21 protein-coding genes and 1 tRNA gene are annotated in these 20,368 nt (G+C 38.8%); 2 read left to right on the forward strand and 20 right to left on the reverse strand.

Annotation, left to right across the window (positions count from 1 at the left end):
* Nucleotides 1-76: 76 nt before the first annotated feature.
* A complete protein-coding gene (locus tag LEUM_RS06525; protein ID WP_011680042.1) occupies nt 77-397 on the reverse strand; it encodes a DMT family transporter in 321 nt (106 codons plus the stop codon).
* Between the two features lie 42 nt (nt 398-439).
* Complete coding sequence (locus LEUM_RS06530; protein ID WP_011680043.1) at nt 440-2,128, reverse strand: glycosyltransferase family protein; 1,689 nt, start codon at nt 2,126-2,128, stop codon at nt 440-442.
* A 369-nt stretch (nt 2,129-2,497) separates the two neighbouring features.
* Here LEUM_RS06530 and LEUM_RS06535 point away from each other — a divergent pair, with 369 nt between their 5' ends.
* Complete coding sequence (locus LEUM_RS06535; RefSeq protein ID WP_010291057.1) at nt 2,498-2,710, forward strand: hypothetical protein; 213 nt, start codon at nt 2,498-2,500, stop codon at nt 2,708-2,710.
* A 173-nt stretch (nt 2,711-2,883) separates the two neighbouring features.
* On the opposite strand, the gene LEUM_RS06540 is transcribed toward LEUM_RS06535, so the two are convergent.
* The 4 genes from LEUM_RS06540 to LEUM_RS06555 form a co-directional block, all read right to left on the reverse strand.
* A tRNA-Ser gene (locus tag LEUM_RS06540) sits at nt 2,884-2,972 on the reverse strand.
* A gap of 47 nt (nt 2,973-3,019) precedes the next feature.
* On the reverse strand, nt 3,020-4,861 hold the full coding sequence (typA, locus tag LEUM_RS06545) for a translational GTPase TypA (RefSeq protein ID WP_002815002.1): 1,842 nt from the start codon (nt 4,859-4,861) through the stop codon (nt 3,020-3,022).
* 61 nt (nt 4,862-4,922) lie between these two features.
* Complete coding sequence (locus LEUM_RS06550; protein WP_011680044.1) at nt 4,923-5,711, reverse strand: inositol monophosphatase family protein; 789 nt, start codon at nt 5,709-5,711, stop codon at nt 4,923-4,925.
* Nucleotides 5,708-5,980, reverse strand: coding sequence for a UPF0223 family protein (locus LEUM_RS06555; RefSeq protein ID WP_002815004.1), 273 nt, complete (start codon nt 5,978-5,980; stop codon nt 5,708-5,710). The genes LEUM_RS06550 and LEUM_RS06555 overlap by 4 nt, the downstream gene beginning before the upstream one ends.
* Nucleotides 5,981-6,035: 55 nt before the next feature.
* On the opposite strand from LEUM_RS06555, the gene def reads away from it, so the two are divergent.
* Nucleotides 6,036-6,614 carry a peptide deformylase gene (def, locus tag LEUM_RS06560; RefSeq protein ID WP_011680045.1) on the forward strand — a complete coding sequence of 193 codons (579 nt, stop codon included), beginning with the start codon at nt 6,036-6,038 and terminating at the stop codon, nt 6,612-6,614.
* A 49-nt stretch (nt 6,615-6,663) separates the two neighbouring features.
* Here the strand turns inward: def and LEUM_RS06565 are convergent, their stop codons facing one another.
* The 14 genes from LEUM_RS06565 to rimP all read right to left on the reverse strand — a co-directional run bounded on the left by LEUM_RS06565 (nt 6,664) and on the right by rimP (nt 20,129).
* Nucleotides 6,664-7,563 carry a DnaJ C-terminal domain-containing protein gene (locus tag LEUM_RS06565; protein ID WP_011680046.1) on the reverse strand — a complete coding sequence of 300 codons (900 nt, stop codon included), beginning with the start codon at nt 7,561-7,563 and terminating at the stop codon, nt 6,664-6,666.
* A 63-nt stretch (nt 7,564-7,626) separates the two neighbouring features.
* Nucleotides 7,627-9,474, reverse strand: a complete 1,848-nt coding sequence (gene dnaK / locus LEUM_RS06570) for a molecular chaperone DnaK (RefSeq protein WP_011680047.1) — start codon at nt 9,472-9,474, stop codon at nt 7,627-7,629.
* 86 nt (nt 9,475-9,560) lie between these two features.
* Nucleotides 9,561-10,130 carry a nucleotide exchange factor GrpE gene (grpE, locus tag LEUM_RS06575; protein WP_011680048.1) on the reverse strand — a complete coding sequence of 190 codons (570 nt, stop codon included), beginning with the start codon at nt 10,128-10,130 and terminating at the stop codon, nt 9,561-9,563.
* A 16-nt stretch (nt 10,131-10,146) separates the two neighbouring features.
* On the reverse strand, nt 10,147-11,172 hold the full coding sequence (gene hrcA, locus LEUM_RS06580) for a heat-inducible transcriptional repressor HrcA (protein WP_011680049.1): 1,026 nt from the start codon (nt 11,170-11,172) through the stop codon (nt 10,147-10,149).
* 121 nt (nt 11,173-11,293) lie between these two features.
* Nucleotides 11,294-12,238 (reverse strand): riboflavin biosynthesis protein RibF, encoded by a 945-nt coding sequence (gene ribF, locus LEUM_RS06585; RefSeq protein WP_281446845.1) that lies wholly within the window; start codon nt 12,236-12,238, stop codon nt 11,294-11,296.
* Between the two features lie 2 nt (nt 12,239-12,240).
* Nucleotides 12,241-13,149, reverse strand: coding sequence for a tRNA pseudouridine(55) synthase TruB (truB, locus tag LEUM_RS06590; RefSeq protein ID WP_011680051.1), 909 nt, complete (start codon nt 13,147-13,149; stop codon nt 12,241-12,243).
* Nucleotides 13,127-13,666, reverse strand: coding sequence for a PTS glucose transporter subunit IIA (locus LEUM_RS06595; protein ID WP_011680052.1), 540 nt, complete (start codon nt 13,664-13,666; stop codon nt 13,127-13,129). The genes truB and LEUM_RS06595 overlap by 23 nt, the downstream gene beginning before the upstream one ends.
* A 2-nt stretch (nt 13,667-13,668) precedes the next feature.
* The gene (locus LEUM_RS06600) at nt 13,669-14,844 is read right to left on the reverse strand and encodes an aminotransferase class I/II-fold pyridoxal phosphate-dependent enzyme (RefSeq protein ID WP_011680053.1); all 1,176 of its coding nucleotides are present in this window, start codon (nt 14,842-14,844) and stop codon (nt 13,669-13,671) included.
* Nucleotides 14,845-14,939: 95 nt separating this feature from the next.
* The gene (gene rbfA, locus LEUM_RS06605) at nt 14,940-15,293 is read right to left on the reverse strand and encodes a 30S ribosome-binding factor RbfA (protein ID WP_002815019.1); all 354 of its coding nucleotides are present in this window, start codon (nt 15,291-15,293) and stop codon (nt 14,940-14,942) included.
* A gap of 72 nt (nt 15,294-15,365) precedes the next feature.
* Entirely contained in the window at nt 15,366-17,870 is a 2,505-nt protein-coding gene (infB, locus tag LEUM_RS06610; RefSeq protein ID WP_011680054.1) for a translation initiation factor IF-2, read from the reverse strand.
* Nucleotides 17,871-18,191, reverse strand: coding sequence for a L7Ae/L30e/S12e/Gadd45 family ribosomal protein (locus LEUM_RS06615; protein WP_011680055.1), 321 nt, complete (start codon nt 18,189-18,191; stop codon nt 17,871-17,873).
* Nucleotides 18,181-18,477 carry an RNase P modulator RnpM gene (rnpM, locus tag LEUM_RS06620; RefSeq protein ID WP_041775246.1) on the reverse strand — a complete coding sequence of 99 codons (297 nt, stop codon included), beginning with the start codon at nt 18,475-18,477 and terminating at the stop codon, nt 18,181-18,183. Before rnpM ends, LEUM_RS06615 begins: the two co-directional genes overlap by 11 nt.
* Nucleotides 18,478-18,530: 53 nt before the next feature.
* On the reverse strand, nt 18,531-19,628 hold the full coding sequence (gene nusA / locus LEUM_RS06625; protein WP_011680057.1) for a transcription termination factor NusA: 1,098 nt from the start codon (nt 19,626-19,628) through the stop codon (nt 18,531-18,533).
* Between the two features lie 24 nt (nt 19,629-19,652).
* Nucleotides 19,653-20,129, reverse strand: coding sequence for a ribosome maturation factor RimP (gene rimP / locus LEUM_RS06630; RefSeq protein WP_002815024.1), 477 nt, complete (start codon nt 20,127-20,129; stop codon nt 19,653-19,655).
* Nucleotides 20,130-20,368 lie beyond the last annotated feature (239 nt).

Below are 20,368 nucleotides of genomic sequence, written 5' to 3' on the forward strand. Positions count from 1 at the left end.
ATAAAGCCCTTTCTTAACTGATAAGGGCTTTATAATTATGTTTTATTGAACCATCAACGCAGTTGGGAACCACTTGTCACTCTCCGGCTGTCATCTTTATTCCAATAATTGCAACAATCAATAATGCAACAAAAAACCACGTAGCAGTTGAGAATTTATCGTGAAAAAGGATAACCCCCACAAGGACTGAACCAACAGCGCCAATACCTGTCCATATTGGGTAAGCGAGACTAAATGATAAGTGTTTAACAGCTTGCAGAAGACAAAGCATGCTAGTAATTAGACCTACTACAGTAATAACAGCCCAACCCACTTTAGAAAAACCATCACTTAACTTCATAGCAGTTGACCATAATATTTCCGAAATACCCGCAAACAACAAAAAGATCCAAGACATAGTTATCCTCCAAAATTAAAGCAGTTAAATAATCTAATTAGTTCAATGTTTTTTAAACAATGGTAACAGCTTAGTCAATTTTTTATTTTTTAATACAATTAAAGTCAACAATGCAATGACACTTATCCAAAATGAAATTATTTGAACCGGCGTCTTTACATATTTCACATCAATTTTACTAATACCTTTTTCTATAGGAACAACGATGGCATTGTTTTTATTATATTTTTCAGGCATTTTTTCCCCATTCACGTATACTGTGAACCCAGGATAAAAGATATTTGGCAATACAACATCAGTATACTTTTGTACTGAATTAATTCGATAATGTATGCTGTCGTATCCTGTTGTCCAACGTGTTTGTTGTATCTCTTTCTTTGGATTCATCAACGGAATAGAATGTTGTTCTAACTTATCTTTGATTTTGAATGCATTATGTGGCAAATAATCATATACATAATTATTTAGTGTGGCATTTTGAAAATCATCCCAAGAAACTATGTTAACAGCATTGCCGTTTGGGTTTCGCTTAATACTAAAATTAAGACTAGTGACTGAGAGCAATCCAATAGAACAAAATAGCGTTACCAGCAAGTAGCGACTCTTTCTATTTTCAACAATATTAGCAATGGCAATTGCCCCAAGAAAAGCTGAAATAAAAGTCGCAGTATAGAGAAATCTGCCAACGAATTGTACGAACCCTAAATATTTATCAAAAATTGGCCAAGGAAAGATATTAGTTACAAGTATTAAATTGATCAACAAAACTACTGATAAGTATTTTAATGCGGGATGAAACTTGTTCCAGCCATTAATAACAAAGAATACAACGATTAGGCCTGATAAACCTAAGCTGTACGAAGCCAACTTGTCTGTTAAAAATACACTCAATGTAGGTAAAACAGTATTTGACAACAATAGTTTATTGACAGAAATATTTTTAACAAACAACAAATTTTGTAGAAGTGGTGCTAAGAAAAACGCTGAAAGTAACGCTGAAAGCATTCCTGCGTAAATTAACTTTACTATACGCGTTAATTTGATATTCTTAGCTTCTTTAACAGTAAATGTCATTGAGAATGAAAAGACCAACATCAAAACAACAACTACCGCATCAGGTAGATCACATAAAATGAGTCCGGCAACCCCTAAAGACATTATCCACCATTTTTTATGATCTTTTAATGCAATCTGATACATTCCATAAAAAGCAATTGGCATAAAAATAAAAATAAAAGATCCACCAAAGCTACGATAAAACAATGTTATAGAAATCGCAAAATGACTAAATCCATATAGCGCACTACTTAATAGAGCAATGAAACGACTTTTTGTTATTTTTAATGTACAAATGTACATTGACATAAACGTTGAAAAAAAGATTAAAGCAATAAATGCCAAATAACCACCGTACGCATTGCCAAAGATTATGTGCAAGAGCACCTCTGGAAGCATAGTTATCAACGGATAAAAAAGATTTTGTGGATATCCAAATGATCCAAAAGTTTTAGTCATCACACTGGGAATTGCTTGATTCAAATGACCATGACTTAAATTCAAATAACTTTCTGCGACACGAGCCATATGGAAACGCCCATCCCATCCCTCTTGATGGATATAGGCTGGCCCATGCAAATAAGGTAAAATAATCAAACAACTGAATAACGCAAAAAGTAAGCAAACACTTATGTTTAAATGCTTACCAATTATATACTTAACTTTATTTATCATACTATTCTACTTTCCCCAAAAAAGAGCGAAATAACCTTCATTAACATCTCCAAAATAAGAAACACGCTCCTATGTATCATAACAGAAGTAATAGTGTTTTTAAAGCAAAAGTTTCTATAATAATTTCTGAAGTGAACTTTCACCATAATTTGTACCTAATTTTTCTAACACTAGAAGAATAGAGATAATTTGCTACTTATCACTGTTCGATTTTCAGAAATAGCAGCTGTCTATCAAATACTTTATAAGCATTTAATGTTTTTTAAATCTGGCTATGTTTTTATATGGCATACCCCATATACCATATTTGTGATATCCTTTAATTATTAGCGCCAAAATGATACTGATTTAAAAAAAGGACAGAATTTCATGGATTGGAAAAATTATTCTTTGCAAACTCAAAATGCAGACTGGGCATTTTTGGATGAAATGTTAAGACGATCAAAAAGTAAAAAATTCGAGTTATCAGATTTTTTCGAAAATTATCAACACAAAAGATATGTCCTCGAAAATTGGAGTCGTAATCATTTACACAAACAAGTATTTTTTTCAAATTTTGATGAAATTATTCGGATTGAATGATTTTAAGAATAAACCCTACATAAATTTTTTTGCAGTTTGAGTTACGAAAACAGTAAATGGCTCCTACTGTGTACTGTGCTGTTTTCTAACGTTGTATTAAGTTATGCAAAATAAAAAAACGTTGATATAACAACGTTTTTGTACATATAAAAACATGAGATAACATATAATAAAGGAGCTAGCGGGATTTGAACCCGCACACCGCGAAATGCGGCTCGACGGATTTCGAGTCCGTTGCAGTACCGGATTGTGCCATAGCTCCATAACGAAGAACCCAAGCAGGTTCCTGATTATTATTTAAAATAAATGTTAGTTTGTTGATGCCTTACGACGCTTAGCAGACTTTTCACGCTCAGCTGTGTTCAAGATAGCTTTACGGATACGTACGTTTTCAGGAGTTACTTCAACATATTCATCATCATTCAAGAATTCCAAAGAAGCTTCCAAATTCATGATGCGTGGTGTCTTAATTGAAGATGTTTGGTCTTTGTTTGATGAACGAACGTTTGATTGTGGCTTCAATTTTGTAACGTTGACTGAGATGTCATTGTCACGCGCATTCATTCCAACAATCATTCCTTCATAAACTTCAATACCAGCGCCAACAAACATTTGTCCACGATCTTCAACACCCATAATCGCATAGTTTGTAGTTGTTCCTTGGTTAATAGAAACCAAAGCACCATTACGACGTCCTGGTTCCCAGTTACGAACAACTGGACGATATTCAGCATACGTATGGTTAAAAATACCATATCCACGTGTAGCTGACATAAATTCAGTTGAATAACCAATTAAGCCACGTGAAGGTGCCATATAAGTCAAACGTGTTTGTCCGTTACCAACAGACTCCATGTTGACCATCTCACCCTTACGTTGGTTCAATGAATCAATAACTGTTGATGAATATTCATCAGGTGTATCGATTTGAACTGATTCATATGGTTCTGATTGAACACCATCAATTTCACGGTAAATAACCTGTGGACGAGAAGCTTGTAACTCAAAGCCTTCACGACGCATCGTTTCAATCAAAATTGACAAGTGTAATTCACCACGACCAGACACTGACCAAGCACCAGCTTGTCCAATATCTTCAACGCGCAATGACACATCAGTATGCAATTCACGACGCAAACGATCTTCAATTTGACGTGCAGTAACAAACTTACCTTCTTTACCTGCAAACGGACTGTCATTTTGACGGAATGTCATTTGCAAAGTAGGTTCGTCGATACGTAAAATTGGTAATGCATCTGGATGAGCAGGATCTGCAACTGTTTCACCAACAGAGATATCTTCCATACCAGAGACAGCAATCAAATCACCAGCTTTAGCTTCTTGGATATCTACTTGGTCTAACCCGATGAAACCAGCAAGCTTAGTTACACGGAAACTTTGTGTTGAACCATCCAACTTCAAAACTTCAACGTTGTCACCAATTTTAATTGTTCCGCGCTTAACACGGCCAATACCGATACGACCAACGAAATCATTGTAGTCCAACATTGCCACTTGGAATTGTAATGGTTCATCTGAGTTGTCAACTGGTGAAGGAATTGTATTAAAGACAGCATCAAAAATTGGCTTCATCGTATGTTCTTGATCGTCAACATTTGGTGACAAAGAAGATGTACCGTTCATCGCTGAAGCAAAGATAACTGGGAAGTCCAAATCTTCTTCATCGGCACCTAATTCAATAAACAAATCCAATACTTCGTCAACAACTTCTTCAGGACGTGCACCAGGACGGTCCACTTTGTTAACGATAACGATTGGTGTCAAATGTTGTTCGAAAGCTTTTTTCAACACAAAACGAGTTTGTGGCATTGTACCTTCAAAAGCATCAACGACCAACAACACGCCATCAACCATACCCATGATACGTTCAACTTCACCACCGAAGTCCGCGTGTCCAGGTGTATCCAAAATGTTAATTTGCTTGTCCCCAACCTTAACGGCTGTGTTTTTTGACAAGATAGTGATACCACGTTCTTTTTCAATATCGTTAGTATCCATTGCACGATCACCCAATTCCTTGCGTGAATCCAATGTGTCTGATTGCTTCAAAAGTTCGTTAACCAGCGTCGTCTTCCCGTGATCGACGTGGGCAATGATAGCGATGTTACGAATGTCTTCGCGATTTGCCAATTTTCTAGTACTCCTTTAATTTAAATGCTGCCACATACAAAAGCTAGGGACACTTCGTTCCCTAGCTTCTATGCAACGCCAAAATATCGCGATGCGCTCGATTCGTAGCAACTAATACTATGTTAGATGATAACATATCTAACTGCTTTCCGTCAATATCTGAAACAATTAATCCTAATGTTTTTGCTAAAACTTGACCAGCAGCAAAATCCCATGACATCATTTTTGAAGAATATCCAACGGCTTGACCACGTAAGACACGGATAAAAGACGGACCAGCAGCGCCAATAACTCGGTATCCCAAGGCACTTTTAGCAATTTCGTCATATCCAAACATCCCATAGAGCAAGCGCGCACCACTCAATAAAACAATTCCTTGATTAAGCGCATCATTTTCTGGTGGATCTAACCGCAATTGATTGGCAAAAACACCCATTTGAGGACCCCCATGATAAACAATATTATTTACCACATCCATAATCCATCCTAAAATAGGTTGGTTATCAATGTAAAGTGCTATCATAATAGCAAAGTCATCGTGCTGTTTATAGAAATTCATGGTACCATCAATTGGATCGACAAACCACACATGTCCAGCCATACTAATTGGTTTATCACCAAATCCCTCTTCACTCACAATTTGTGCATCTGGATCAAATTTTCGAATGTACTTGTTGATTATTTGCTCATTGCTTTTATCAACATTTGTAACTAAATCACGTGCATCGTGTTTAGTAGCTACATCTAAATGCTGATTCATTGCCGCTATTGTAGATTTTTGCAATTCATCAAGCCACACTAATACAGTTTGGTCAATTTCTTGAATTTCAAATGGGCTTAATGTGCTCATAAGCGTACTCTGTCTTTCGTCGAATTTTGGACAAATTTTATGGTTTTATATATGCTGTATCCCGTTTGGCGTTCAAAATCCTTATCAAATTTTTTCTGCTCGCTTTTGGCAGGCATTATTTTTCTGTATGCATCGTAGTTTTTTAATACCTCTTCACGAGAAGATCCTTTTTCATAAACACCTAACACACTGTTTATAAAATTTGTCACAATAATAATATCTTGGGTCGTCCAATCACCATCGATTGGTAATACATAATTTTCATTCATAATTTTATTTTAACATGTTATAACGTTTGATATACTAGATTGTGAGGTAAAAAAAATGACAATCAGATTTACTATGGATAAAATCACACGGGACGGGGATCCCGTACTACGTAAAACGGCTGCGTCCGTTCCTTTCCCTTTGAGTGAAGAACACGCACAACTTGCTAAAGATATGATGGAATATTTAGTTGTATCTCAAGATGAAAAACAAAATGAGAAGTACGGTCTACGTCCAGGTGTTGGATTAGCTGCTCCACAAGTAGGCTACTCTTTGCGTATGTCATCAATTTTAATACCTGCACTTGACCCAGAAGACACAATTGACGAACCTTATTTTAAGGGCACAATTTTCAACCCTGTAATTATTTCAGAGTCCGTCAAGCGAGGTGCCTTAAACGTTGGTGAAGGTTGTCTATCAGTTGATGAAGATGTGCCTGGCTTTGTACCTCGTGCTTATCGAATAACAGTACGCTACCAGGATGAAGATGGTAATAAGCAAACAATTAAATTGCGCGACTATCCTGCCATTGTTTTCCAGCATGAAATCGATCACTTACATGGGCACTTATATTATGATCACATTAATATGCAATCGCCTTGGGAAGTTGATGAAGATACAAAATATATTGATTAATTTGGTCAATCTAAAAAGCTCTGCAGATAATCACTGCGGAGCTTTTTGATTACAATTTATCGAAGAAACTCTTTTTCTTAGTTGTACCGTCGGTAGCTTCCTTGAAAGCTTCCAACGCCTTTTTCTGATCTTTATTAAGTCGTGTCGGTACTTCGACAGTCACAATAACAAATTGATCTCCGTGTCCATTGCCACGCAAACGCGGAGCACCCTTACCACTCAAGCGGAAACGCTTACCAGTTTGAGTACCAGCTGGGATTCTTAACTTCACTTCACCGTGAACCGTCTTGACTTGAATTTCGTCACCCAACGCAGCTGTCACAAAGCTTATCTTTTGTTCTAAGTAGACATCTGCACCATCACGTTCAAATCCATCCCTTGATGGTGATACTTGGAAGACAACGAACAAGTCTCCTTGTGGTCCACCATTAACACCACTTTCACCTTGTCCACTCAAACGCATTTGCTGCCCAGTTTCAACACCAGCAGGTACAGTAACCTTAATCTCGTGTTGCTTACCATCACCACGGTTAAACTTAATCGTAGTTTCCTTACCAAAAATGGCCTCTTCAAAAGTCAAGTTCATGCGGTACTGTAAATCTTGTCCTTTGCGCGGACGATTTGGATCAAATCCGCCACCAAACATTTGACTAAATATATCACCCAAATCGGAGAAGTCGCTAAAGCCACCTTGGCCGCCAAAACCGCCTTGGCCACCAAAACCACCTTGTGCGCCGTTAGGTCCAAATTGATCATATTGCGCACGCTTTTGTTCATCACCTAGCGTCTCAAAAGCTTCTTGAACTTCTTTATATTTTTCTTCAGCACCAGGTTCATGATTCAAATCTGGATGGTATTTTTTTGATAGCTTACGATAAGCCTTTTTAATTTCATCTTGACTGGCGTCTTTACTAACGCCGAGACGGTCATAATATTCAGTGTTATTCACGCGCCCGCTCCTTCTAATTTATGTACACAAACCGCACTCAATGAATGCGGTTTGTTTTAATAATTACTTCTTGTCGTCTTTATTTGGATCAACTTCTTCAAAATCACCATCAACTGTGTTGTCATCAGCAGACTTTGCGTCTCCTTCAGCTCCGTCCTTTGGCGCTGCTTGTTGATACAACTTCATTGCTAATTCACCAGCTACCTTAGTTAATTCTTCTGACTTAGCCTTCAAATCTGTCAAATCAGCATCATCAGCTGCGGCATCTTCCTTAGCTTTTTTCAAAGCTTCCAAAGCGTCTTGTGTTGGCTTCTTTTCATCGTCACCCAACTTGTCACCAACTTCTTCCAAAGTCTTTTCAGTTTGGAAAATCAATTGATCAGCTTCGTTGCGTGTATCGACAGCTTCTTTCTTCTTAGCATCAGCCTCTTCGTTTGCCTTGGCATCGTTCATCATCTTTTCAATTTCTTCGTCTGACAAACCACCAGCAGCTTGGATTGTAATCTTTTGCTCCTTCTGTGTTCCTAAGTCCTTAGCAGAAACATTAACAATACCGTTACGATCAATGTCAAATGTCACTTCAATTTGAGGTACACCACGTGGTGCGGCCGGAATATCTGCTAATTGGAATCGACCCAATGTCTTGTTGTCGGCAGCCATTGAACGTTCACCTTGCAAAACATGAATGTCAACAGCTGGTTGATTGTCAGCTGCAGTTGAGAATACTTGTGACTTTGAAGTTGGAATCGTTGTGTTGCGTTCAATCAACTTAGTGAACACACCACCCATTGTCTCAATACCCAATGACAATGGTGTAACATCAAGCAAAACAACATCCTTAACATCACCAGTAATGACACCACCTTGAACGGCAGCGCCCAAAGCAACAGCTTCATCAGGGTTAATTGAGTGGTTAGGTTCCTTACCTGTCATCTTCTTAACAGATTCTTGTACGGCTGGAATACGAGTTGAACCACCGTTCAAGATAACCTCGTCGATGTCAGAGAATGACAATCCGGCATCCTTCAAAGCACTCAAAACAGGTTGCTCTGCTTTCTTAATCAAATCAGCTGTTAATTCGTTAAACTTTGCACGTGTCAATGATGTCTGTAAGTGCAATGGTCCGTTATCACCTGAAGCAATAAATGGCAAATCAATTTGAGCTTCGTTTGCAGATGACAAAGTCTTCTTAGCTGATTCTGCGGCATCCTTCAAACGTTGCAAAGCTAATTTGTCATCCTTTAAATCAACACCATTTTCTGACTTAAATTGTTCTGCCAAATAGTCAATAACTTTGTTATCAAAGTCATCACCACCAAGATGAGTATCACCGTTTGTTGACAAAACTTCAAACACGCCATCTCCTAATTCAAGGATTGACACATCGAATGTTCCACCACCTAAGTCATAGACAAGAATTTTTTCATCCTTATCTAGCTTGTCCAAACCATAAGCCAATGCGGCAGCTGTTGGTTCGTTAATGATACGTTCTACTTCCAGACCAGCAATCTTACCGGCATCCTTAGTAGCTTGACGTTGTGCGTCGTTAAAGTAGGCAGGAACTGTGATAACAGCTTTTTCAACCTTTTCACCTAAGTAATCTTCAGCATAGCCCTTAATATATTGCAAAATCATTGCTGAAATTTCTTGTGGTGTGTAGTCTTTACCATTGGCATTAACTTTATAACCAGCTTCACCCATGTGAGACTTGATTGAAATAATCGTGTCTGGGTTTGTAATTGCTTGACGCTTTGCAACATCACCCACTTGACTTTCGCCATTTTTAAATGAGACAACTGAAGGTGTTGTACGACCACCATCTGGATTTGTGATGATCTTTGGTTCGCCACCTTCAAGGACAGCAACAGCTGAGTTTGTCGTTCCTAAATCAATACCAATAATTTTTGACATAAATATTTTCTTCCTTTACTTTAAAATCATTTTCATCTTTTTAAGGTGTGGTATCTCATCGATTGAATCACCATGCAAAATCGTTCTTATTTCGCCACTGCAACCATTGCTGGTCGAATTACGCGGTCTTGTAATATGTAACCCTTTTGCAAAACTTGTGCAATCTGGTCAGATTCAACTTCATCTGACTCAACACTTTGAATTGCTTGGTGCTTAGTTGGATCAAAAGATTCACCAATTTCACCCGTTGACGTAATACCATTGTCTGTTAAAGCTTGATTTAACGTCTTAAGCGTCATCTCCACACCTGTTTTAATTTGCTTTGACACTTCATCGTTAGCTTCAACTTGAAGGGCTCTTTCCAAATTATCAACGGCTGGCAATACTGCACTGGCTAATTTTTGTCCATCATACTTGCGTACATTTTGTAGTTCACGCGCATTGCGCTGTTGTATATTTTGAATTTCTGCTTGTGAACGTAATAATTTTTCTTCGAGGTTGTTAACTTGCTCTGTTAGCTTATCAATTTCCGCTTGTTTCGGATCAGGCTCCACCTGTAAATCATCAGCTTCAGATTCAATTTCTTCGGTCAAATTTTCATCAGTTTGATCAGAAATGTTCTTATCTTCTACAACTTCTTCGTTTTTTTCTGTCACAAGTGTGACCTCCTAGCTATGTATATTCAATCATTTTGCGACTTAACGCTTCACCAAACGCGTCTGTAAGCAACGTATTGGTACTATATGACATAGGAATTGGACCAAGTAAAGCAATAATACCACTTCCTTGATTTGGTACCAAAAATCCACGCGTAATCAAGCTGAACTCTGAAAGTAATGGCTCGCCAATCTCACGTCCAATTTTAACTTGAACATCTCGTGTTGGCGAAGCAATTTGTCTAACATCCTCAGCATTGTTCAAAAATTCCAACAGAGGCTTCACATCAGCGATATCTGTTTCTTTACTAAAGTCTAGAACATTCAATCGGCCGCCAATATGGACGTTATCTCCGTTCGATCGTGCTAACACGTCGCCAAATAGTTGCAAAAAAGCTGCCGGCGTTTTAATCATGCGACTCATTTGCGTAGGCAACTCATCAGACTGCATCATACGCAACACATCATTAACCGGTCGACCGACCATCTGATCATTGATGTATGCAACCATACTTTCTAACGATTCAATCGCCATTTCATTTGGTAATTTAAATGTCTGGCTAGTCACTTTACCATCATTAGTAACCAATACTGCAATCAGCTGATGGCCCTCCAATGGAACCAATCGAAATCCCGAAACTTTAATATCAATTCGCCTTGGCTTCAAAATTAACGCAGTATAACCAGTTAAATTTGATAAAGTCCTAGCTGTTTCGTCTAGCAAATCATCTATCTCATGGAAGTTTCCACGGAATGATTGAATGACCGCTTGTACATCGCGATCAGTCGATCTGCGTGTCATCATCAGGTGATCTAAATAATAACGATACCCTTCGTATGATGGTACACGACCAGCAGAAGTATGCAATTTTTTTATAAGATCATCGGATTCTAGCGCTGCCATTTCGTTACGAATCGTAGCAGAGCTAATTTTAATATCTAGATGTTCTTGTAGACTTTTTGAACCAACCGCATGCTCACGCTGTGTATACTCATAAATAATGGCGGTTAAGATTAACTTTTGTCGTTCTGTTAGCGCCATATTATCGACTCCTTTTAGCACTCACTATATCTAACTGCTAACACTTATTATAATACACTATTTGAGAAATAATGCAAGTCTTTTTAGCACTCTTTTTATAAGAGTGCCAAAAAACTGTATTTTATAATTTTGTATTAAAATAATGCCTTGTTTGTCTTGCATCTTCATTAAGTTGATCTATCAGTGCTTGAACGTTTTCAAATTTCACTTCACCACGCAGATAATGACACCATTGTATCTGAACAAACTCACCATATATTTCTTCTTGATAATCTAAAATGTTAATTTCAACTGTGATTGGACGAGCATCACCAAACGTCACATTGCGTCCGATGCTAGCCATTCCTAGATACCAAGTATCATATACTTTTATTTTTACAGCATAGATACCAATACCAGGCAGCCATTCCTCTTCAGGTGTTTGTATATTGGCAGTTGGGAAGCCTAATTCACGGCCTCTAGCTTCGCCATGGACGACTATACCTGATGTCGAATGGACACGACCAAGCTGCTGTGCGGCGCCATCTACGTTCCCCTGATCTAACATAGATCGAATTGTTGAAGAAGAAACTTTCTGATTATAATCATCAAATTCAGACACAGTAATAACATCAAAGCGATTAGTTGCATATGTTGCTAAATGTAGCATATCACTATCCGTTCCCGCTGCACCATACAAATGGTCGAATCCTGCTACCACCGTAACAGGGTTTAATTGCATGACCACCTCATCTACAAACTGTTGACCACCTAATTTAGCAAGTTTAGAAGTAAATTGCATAACATAAACCCGATCAACACCTAGCTGTCTCATGATGGACTTCTTTTTGGCTAATGGTGTTAAATAACGCAGTGGTTTTTTCAACGTCTGAAAAGCTACAATTGGATGTGGATCATAGGTCAACACAGCCAAGGGCACCCCTTGTTTTTCAGCTTCTGCTTTCGCACGAGCTAAAACAGCCTGATGCCCGCGATGAACACCGTCAAAAAAGCCCATTGCAACGACCTGTTGAACCGGCTTTTTAAAATCTAATATCGGATAATGTAAACGAATTAATTCTGTCATAGTCATTGGTTATCAAATACATAACGAGAGCGCCATAATTGCTCAATCTCGTCATATTGATATACTGCTTTCAGTTTGTTTTGATAATATAGTTGCAAATAGCTGTCATTTGCAGGCCAACTAGAAATTTTCTGACCATTTTTTACAGCAAACCATTCATTTTCACTCAAATTTTTAGTTGGCCACTTCAATACTTCTCTAATAGGTATTACTTGTTTTAATACTTCTTCATACGATAGTGTGGACAAAAAATCCAGGTCACGTGCTTCAGAAATTTTGAATCCGCTCCCCATCGTTCGAGTTAATTGTGTCATTGTTGCCGGGATCCCAATTATTTTGCCTGCATCTACGGCTAAAGTGCGAATATACGTGCCCTTGGAAACTGTGGCTTCAAACTTGAATACCTGCTTACCTTCTATAAATTTAATACCGGATGTACGTTTAAAGTCATGAATTACCGCTTTACGAACTGGACGTTCAACAGTCTCACCATTTCGAGCATACTCATAGAGCCGCTTACCATTAACTTTTACAGCAGAGTACATAGGTGGCCTTTGTGTGATTTCGCCATTTAATTGCTGTATCGCTTGATCAATTTTCTGGTCAGAAAAAGGCGTTACGATATCCAGCTGATCAACGATTTCACCATCAAGGTCCTCTGTTTCTGTTGAAAACCCTAATGTAATTTCACCAATATAACTTTTTGGCCGTGTTTGCAATTCATCAATCAACTTTGTCGCTTTACCTAAAGCAACTACTAGGACACCATCAACATTCGGATCTAAAGTGCCAGCATGGCCAACTTTTTTTTGACCAATAATACGGCGTACTCTACTAACAACATCAAAAGATGTCATGCCACGAGACTTATTGATAACTAACAAACCATCAACTATCTGATTCTTTGTCATTTTGCAATTCCCCTACTTGCCAGACGTTTTGTCCTGCATAAACAGAACCATACCGAATATTTGGTAGGTCTTGGTTTGCCCAAACAACATAAATGCGTAGTGCTTCATGATCAGCAGATAGCACCTTCTGATTTGTCGTTCCAATAACATCACCTGCATGTAATTGTTGTCCTACACCGTATTGAGCCAACCGAACGACATTTGATGTGCCCACGACAGTTACAGTTACAGTCTGTTCTGAAATATCTGTCAGCGTCAAATAATCATTAGTGGACTCAGTAACAATACCCGAAACCGGTGCCATTAAATTACCACTATGCGGCACTAGCATAACCCCGTTTTTAGTTTTAAAGGGTTCATCGCGGCTGTCGGTAATTTTTTGTAAATCCCCAGTCACTGGCGCTACTAAAACAGGCGTATCATTATTACGCGCTAATCTAGTCGCATTGATTTGACCCGTACTCTTCAATTGTGATAATTTTTTTTCTGAACCAAAAAGTCGTTTCCAGAAGTTCATCTTTAGCCGCGTACCTTTTCAATATATTTTGTCATTCGCTTCATTCCTTCTGCCAAGTCTTCATCGGACGCAGCGTATGAAATACGAATGTAAGCTTGCGCTGCATCGCTGAAGGCCGAACCAGGAATAACCGCCACTTTACCTTCTTTTGCTAACTGTAAAGCAAACACATCGCCATCAGTACCTAAATCAGCAGGCAATTTAGCAAATAAATAAAATGCCCCTTCTGGCTCAACCACATCAAACCCTAACGCCTGCAACTGTGATAACACTTTGTCTCGACGTTGACGATAAATATCACGCATCTTTACTGGTGTGTCGGTTACATCACGTAAAGCAACCAAAGCCGCATCTTGAACAAATGTAGGTACAGCGAAAACCAGCGTTCCATGTGTTTTTTGCAATTGCGCAATTGTCTCAGCTTGGCCTAAAATAAATCCCACACGATAGCCTGTCATGGCATGAGATTTGGATAAACCATTAATGTAAATTGTGCGTTCAGGTATATACTCAGCAAATGATACATGTTCTTGATCATAAGTTAGGACGGAATAAATTTCGTCAGAAATGACCCATAAATTATGCTTCGTAAATGTTTCAGCTAATGCAATGATCTCATCACGTGAGTATGTTACTCCCGTGGGATTAGTTGGGTAATTCATCAAAATAGCTTTAACGGGTACCGTCGCATTTTTGATGGTTTCTTCGACCATATCAGGTGTTAATTTAAAATCGTTTGCCGTTGTATCAATGGACAAACGCACACCATGTGCTAAATCAAGAGAAGAAAAATAAGGTCCATAGGCTGGTTCTGGTACCAACAAGCCATCATTATCATTCAGGAGGGTTTGAAATATAACATTTATGGCTTCACTCACACCCTGTGTGATGATAATATTTTCTGGACCATTATAATTTAAATGATACTCACGATTAAAATACGCAACAGCAGCTATTCTCAAATCTGTTTCACCTTGACTTTCAGCGTAGTGAGAACGATCATTTGTAATTGCATCAATAGTCGCTTGCTTAATACGTTCATCAACAGCAAAACCAGGTTCACCAAATGTTAATCGTAAAATATCTGGAATATCACGAACTTTTAATTGAAAATCCAATAGTTTGTCAGGCGCCATATCCAATACTATAGAATTGAAGGGTTGAGTTGGATTAGTCATATTAAATCTCATTTTCTTAAAAATTAATTGTATAGAACTATTTTAACACAAAAAGCGCTCATCCTAATGGAGAGCGCCCAATATTTGATAATTTATTAATTTTCAGTGTGCAGCTTGCGAATCAAGTCCTCAATATGATTTCCGTATTGAACAGATGTATCACGCACAAACTTCAATTCTGGCGTTTTGTAAACCGTCAATCGTGAACCTAATTCTTTACGAATCAATCCACTAGCAGCTTCCAAGCCGGCTTGAGTTTTCTTAGCATCACTGGCCAAATCAGATAAAATGGAATAATAAATTGTTGCTATCTGCAAGTCACCAGACAATTCAACACTTGTTACTGTAACCTCTTTTACTCGCGGATCATTAATACGCTTAAGTAATAAATCAGTAACATCACGTTGTACTTCTTGAGCGAGACGACCTGCACGTTGTGGATTTGCCATAACTATTTCGCCTTCTCTTTCTTTCTATTAAAAGACACAACCTACCAAAAAGCATTCAGCGTAATCGGTCTCTTACTTAGGTTTAACTTCTTCCATTACATAGGCTTCAACAACGTCCCCAGCGTGAACATCATTAAATTTGGCCACTGTAAATCCGAATTCAAATCCCATCTTCACTTCGTTAACTGCATCTTTACCGCGCTGCAATGAGCCAACTTCACCGTCAAACACTACCACATTATCACGTATGACGCGAACCTTAGAATCCTTAGTAATTTTACCTTCTTCAACCATGGCACCGGCAATAGTTCCGACCTTAGAGAATTTGAATAATTCTTTAACTTCGACTTTTCCAATAACCTTTTCTTCGTATACAGGTTCAAGTTGGCCCTTCATAGCTGCTTCAACATCGTCGATCGCATTATAAATGACATTATAGAAACGAATATCAACCTTTTCAGAATCAGATTGTGATTTTGCCAAAGGTGTAGGACGAACGTTGAATCCGATAATAATTGCACCAGATGCTTCAGCCAAAGTAACATCCGATTCGTTAATCGCACCAACAGCAGTATGGATAATATCCACACGAACACCGTCAACCTCAATCTTTTTCAGTGATCCAGAAAGTGCTTCGACAGATCCTTGAACATCAGCCTTGACAATAACTGGCACCGTCTTCATCGCTTTTTCAGCCATTGTATTGAACAATGTATCCAAAGTAACAACTGATCCTGAATTACGAACTGCTTCTTGTGCTCGCTTTGCACGTTCTTCACCGGCTGCGCGAGCTGTTTTTTCATCAGCCATAACAATGAAACGATCACCAGCTTGTGGCACCCCATTCAAACCAGTAATTTGGATAGGTGTCGCAGGCAAAGCTTCTGATAGCTCAACGCCACGTTCGTTTGTCATTGTACGTACACGGCCATAGGTATTACCAACAACAATTGGATCACCAACATGCATTGTTCCTTGTTGTACAAGAACAGTAGAAACTGGTCCACGTCCCTTATCCAAGCGGGCTTCAATTACTGAACCACGTGCTGGCATATTAGGATTTGCTTTCAATTCCAAAACTTCAGCTTGCAACAAAATCATTTCCAGTAGTTCATCAACATTTTGACCAAACTTAGCTGAGATTTTAACGAAGATTGTGTCACCACCATACTCTTCAGGAACTAAGTCATAAGCCATTAACTGATTCATCACATCGTCAGGATTTGCTCCAGGCTTGTCAATTTTGTTAACAGCAACAATGATTGGCGTTCCCGCTGCCTTAGCATGATTAATCGCTTCAATTGTCTGTGGCATAACACCGTCATCAGCAGCAACAACAAGAATTGTCAAATCAGTTACGTTAGCACCACGTGCACGCATCTCTGTGAAGGCGGCGTGTCCTGGCGTATCCAAGAATGTAATTAATTTATCATTAATACGTGTTTGGTATGCACCGATATGTTGTGTGATACCGCCTGCTTCACCTTCAGTAACATGAGAATTACGTAGATAATCCAACAATGTTGTCTTACCATGATCAACGTGTCCCATGATCGTCACAACTGGTGGACGAGAAACTAACTTGCTCTCATCAATATTTTCATCATCAAAGAATCTGTCAATATCTGCAACGTCTTCTTCTTCTTTTGCTTGTGCTTCGATACCATAATCAGCTGCCAAAATTTCGATTGTATCTTCATCCAAACTTTGGTTTTGATTTGTAACAATGCCCAGTAAGAATAACTTTTTAATAATTTCTGCTGTATCACGATGCAACAACTTTGACAAATCTTGCACGTTCATACCAACACGATATTCCAAAACTGCTGGTAATGGTTGTTCTTTACGTACTGTTGCTGGAGTTGATGGTTGGTGTTTAGCAGCAATACGACGTGACTTTTTAGAACCGCGTGGACGATCATTACGGCGTGGTGTTTGTTGGCCAGTACCATTAGTATTACGCTTACGTGAGTTATTGCGCGCAGAATTATTACCAGAAGCGAGAGCGCCACCAAACTTCCCTGCACCAGTGGTTGTTGATGCAGTAGCTGGTTTAGTTGCACTAGTTTCTTTCTTTACAGCTGGCTTAGTTGCTGCAGCTGGCTTCTTTGGATGCTTAGCAGCTGCAGAAGCTTGGCGCTTCTTTTCATTTTCATTCACGTACTGCTTCAAGCTATTATCCGGTTTAGCAGAATAATCAACTTGCCCTTCACGTGGCTTCGTTGACCAATTTTTCTTCTCTCGAATCATTGGACGCCCTTCAGCAGGTGCAACGCGTGATCCAGGACGATTGTTGCGGTTTCCACCGTTATTTGAACGGTTTTGGCCACCAGTAGATGTATTCGAGCGATTCTGATTATTGCGATTTTGGCTTTGGCCACCATTATTTGGACGATTTTGATTGTTATTGTTAGGACGTGCAGGACGGCTTGGACGTGAGCCTCCTTGGGCTGGCGTTGTACCATCTGCTAACTTTGCCGCATGACGGCGTTGTGATGCGGGCAATTCCTTACGTTCTGGGACTGCCTGTTTTCGTGCAGGACGGTTTGAACCTGAGAATTTCTTTTCTTCTGTCATTTAGTTCCGCTCCTTTTCTGAAATTAATTGTTTAATTTTTCGACTAAAACCTTGATCAGCAATGGCGAAAACACCTCGGTTAACACCAATGGCATCCGTTAATTGCTTTTTAGTATAGTCTTGTACTAGTTTGATATTATAGAAGTTTGATTTATCGGCGAATTTTTTTGCTTGGCTTTTACCACCATCACTGGGAAAGAAAACTAGAAAAACCTTTTGCCCACGAATAGCTGATAACGTAGGTTCTGTTCCAAGTACTAGTTTACCAGCGCGCATTGCTAAACCAACTAAATTCAATATTTGGTCATTCTTATTTATCACCAAACAACTCCCGACGTGCTTGTTGATGGTCAACGTAAGCAATGAGTTCATCATAGAATTCATCTGCTACTTTCACACCAAATGCTTTATCAAAGATACGCTTTTCTTTAGCCATTTCTGCATTTTTTACATTTAGGCTAACATACGCACCACGACCATTGGCTTTCCCTGTTGGGTCTAAAGCCACGTCACCTTCTTTACTACGCACGACTCGAACGAGTTCTTTTTTAGGAAACATTTCACCCGTTACAATGTCTTTTCTCATTGGTATTTTACGAGGTTTCATATGTACCAGTATGACTATAAATCACTTGATTTATGATCATATTTCCTTTCAAATTATTCTTCGTTTTCGTCAGCAGCTGTAGCAGCTGGTGTTGGGTCTAAGCTAGCTGCTGCTTCACTTTCAGATTTAATGTCAATCTTGAATCCCGTTAAACGTGCTGCTAAGCGAGCATTTTGACCCTTTTTCCCGATTGCTAGAGATAACTGATTATCTGGAACAATAACCGTTACCGCACGGTCGTTGGCTGGATCAAAAATGACATCAGTTACTTCTGAAGGGTTTAAAGCATTCGCAATATACTGTGCTTCATCTTCAACCCACTCCACAATATCCATATTTTCACCAGCTAGTTCGTTAACAACGCTTTGTACACGTGCACCACGTTGACCAACCATGGCCCCAACTGGATCTAAGTCAGTATCATGCGTATAAACGGCAATTTTTGAGCGATCACCAGCCTCACGCGCAATAGACATGATTTCAACAGTACCATCATAAACTTCTGGCACCTCTTGTTCAAACAATCGTTTAACCAAATCAGCTGCTGTTCGTGATACAAAGACTTGTGGTCCCTTGGCATTGTTTTCAACTTTGTTAACCAAGACCTTAATACGATCTCCCATGTGATACCGCTCATTGGGCATTTGATCGTTTGGGGCCATTACAGCTTCTTGATTGCCAGGTAAGTTCACATATAGGAATCGTGCATCTTGTCGGTCAACTTCACCTGTTATAATTTCATCTTCATAATCAGAAAACTTGTTATAAATAGCTTGTCGTCCAGCTTCACGCATTTTTTGCACAATCACTTGTTTTGCAGCTTGTGCCGCCATACGACCAAAATCTTTTGGCGTAACATCAAAGCGAATCTCATCTCCTGCTTCATATGCTCGATTGATTGCCAATGCATCGGATAAAGAAATCTCTATTTCTTCATCTTCAAGATCATCATCTAAAACAACATGCTTTACTTGTTTAATACTAATGTTGCCCTTTTTATCGTCGAATGTTGCTTCGACATTATCAGCGGTATTGTATTGCTTCTTGTAGGCGGCTTTCAATGCGTCTTCAAGCGCTTCGACAACAACTAAACGATCAATTCCTCGTTCTGATTCAAGAGCATTAAGTGCTTCCACTAATTCTTTACTCATTTGATTTTCTCCATTTTTAACGATTTAAAACTGGACATCCAGTATTGCTTTAGCTATTTCGTCAAAGGTTAATGGCAAACGTCCATTAGTTGTCGTCAGCGTCAAGCCATCTTTGTTTAGATCAGCAATCTTTCCTTGCCACTTTTTTTGGCCTTCTTTGGCAACAAACAAGGATACTAAAATATTTTCATTGGCCTCTTTAGCCCATTCAAAATGCCATAATTCCTTTAATGGTCGATCAGCGCCTGGTGATGAAATATCTAAAACATAGGCTTCAGGAATTGGATCTGGATCCACGGTATCTAACAATTCATTAACTTCTTGCGTGAATAGTGTCAAATCATTCATCGTAATAAATTGATGATCAGGTTTATCCAGCAAAATCCGTAAAACTTTTTGTCCACCTTCTTTGGTAAACGTTAAATCCCACAGTAAATCATTATGTGCTTCAATGATTGGTGAAATCAAGTCAATAACTGTCTGTTCGGTTTTGTTTGCCATTTATTTTCCCCTTTCGATGAATAGTTTTGTCAATTACGTTTACTAATATAGCGTTAACACTATCTTATATTGACAATAAGCGTGCTAATCCCATAAAAAATGAGCCGGCCGCTTTTCCAAGTGACCCGCCCATTTACAATTGCTATGTAAATTAACTATATTTATTGTACCCTATTTATTAAAATAGTGCAAATTACAGTGCACATACGTCAACAACATAAAAAAGCCCGCAAGCTGGG

The sequence above is a fragment of the Leuconostoc mesenteroides subsp. mesenteroides ATCC 8293 genome (genome assembly GCF_000014445.1).
GTDB lineage: Bacteria > Bacillota > Bacilli > Lactobacillales > Lactobacillaceae > Leuconostoc > Leuconostoc mesenteroides.

Excerpts from the sequence above, each read along its gene's own strand:
- LEUM_RS06525 (WP_011680042.1), bottom strand. The coding sequence starts at position 397 with ATGTCTTGGATCTTTTTGTTGTTTGCGGGTATTTCGGAAATATTATGG.
- LEUM_RS06530 (WP_011680043.1), bottom strand. The coding sequence starts at position 2,128 with ATGATAAATAAAGTTAAGTATATAATTGGTAAGCATTTAAACATAAGT.
- LEUM_RS06535 (WP_010291057.1), top strand. The coding sequence starts at position 2,498 with ATGGATTGGAAAAATTATTCTTTGCAAACTCAAAATGCAGACTGGGCA.
- LEUM_RS06550 (WP_011680044.1), bottom strand. The coding sequence starts at position 5,711 with ATGAGCACATTAAGCCCATTTGAAATTCAAGAAATTGACCAAACTGTA.
- LEUM_RS06555 (WP_002815004.1), bottom strand. The coding sequence starts at position 5,980 with ATGAATGAAAATTATGTATTACCAATCGATGGTGATTGGACGACCCAA.
- def (WP_011680045.1), top strand. The coding sequence starts at position 6,036 with ATGACAATCAGATTTACTATGGATAAAATCACACGGGACGGGGATCCC.
- dnaK (WP_011680047.1), bottom strand. The coding sequence starts at position 9,474 with ATGTCAAAAATTATTGGTATTGATTTAGGAACGACAAACTCAGCTGTT.
- hrcA (WP_011680049.1), bottom strand. The coding sequence starts at position 11,172 with ATGGCGCTAACAGAACGACAAAAGTTAATCTTAACCGCCATTATTTAT.
- ribF (WP_281446845.1), bottom strand. The coding sequence starts at position 12,238 with ATGACAGAATTAATTCGTTTACATTATCCGATATTAGATTTTAAAAAG.
- truB (WP_011680051.1), bottom strand. The coding sequence starts at position 13,149 with ATGACAAAGAATCAGATAGTTGATGGTTTGTTAGTTATCAATAAGTCT.
- LEUM_RS06595 (WP_011680052.1), bottom strand. The coding sequence starts at position 13,666 with ATGAACTTCTGGAAACGACTTTTTGGTTCAGAAAAAAAATTATCACAA.
- LEUM_RS06600 (WP_011680053.1), bottom strand. The coding sequence starts at position 14,844 with ATGACTAATCCAACTCAACCCTTCAATTCTATAGTATTGGATATGGCG.
- rbfA (WP_002815019.1), bottom strand. The coding sequence starts at position 15,293 with ATGGCAAATCCACAACGTGCAGGTCGTCTCGCTCAAGAAGTACAACGT.
- infB (WP_011680054.1), bottom strand. The coding sequence starts at position 17,870 with ATGACAGAAGAAAAGAAATTCTCAGGTTCAAACCGTCCTGCACGAAAA.
- rnpM (WP_041775246.1), bottom strand. The coding sequence starts at position 18,477 with ATGAAACCTCGTAAAATACCAATGAGAAAAGACATTGTAACGGGTGAA.
- nusA (WP_011680057.1), bottom strand. The coding sequence starts at position 19,628 with ATGAGTAAAGAATTAGTGGAAGCACTTAATGCTCTTGAATCAGAACGA.
- rimP (WP_002815024.1), bottom strand. The coding sequence starts at position 20,129 with ATGGCAAACAAAACCGAACAGACAGTTATTGACTTGATTTCACCAATC.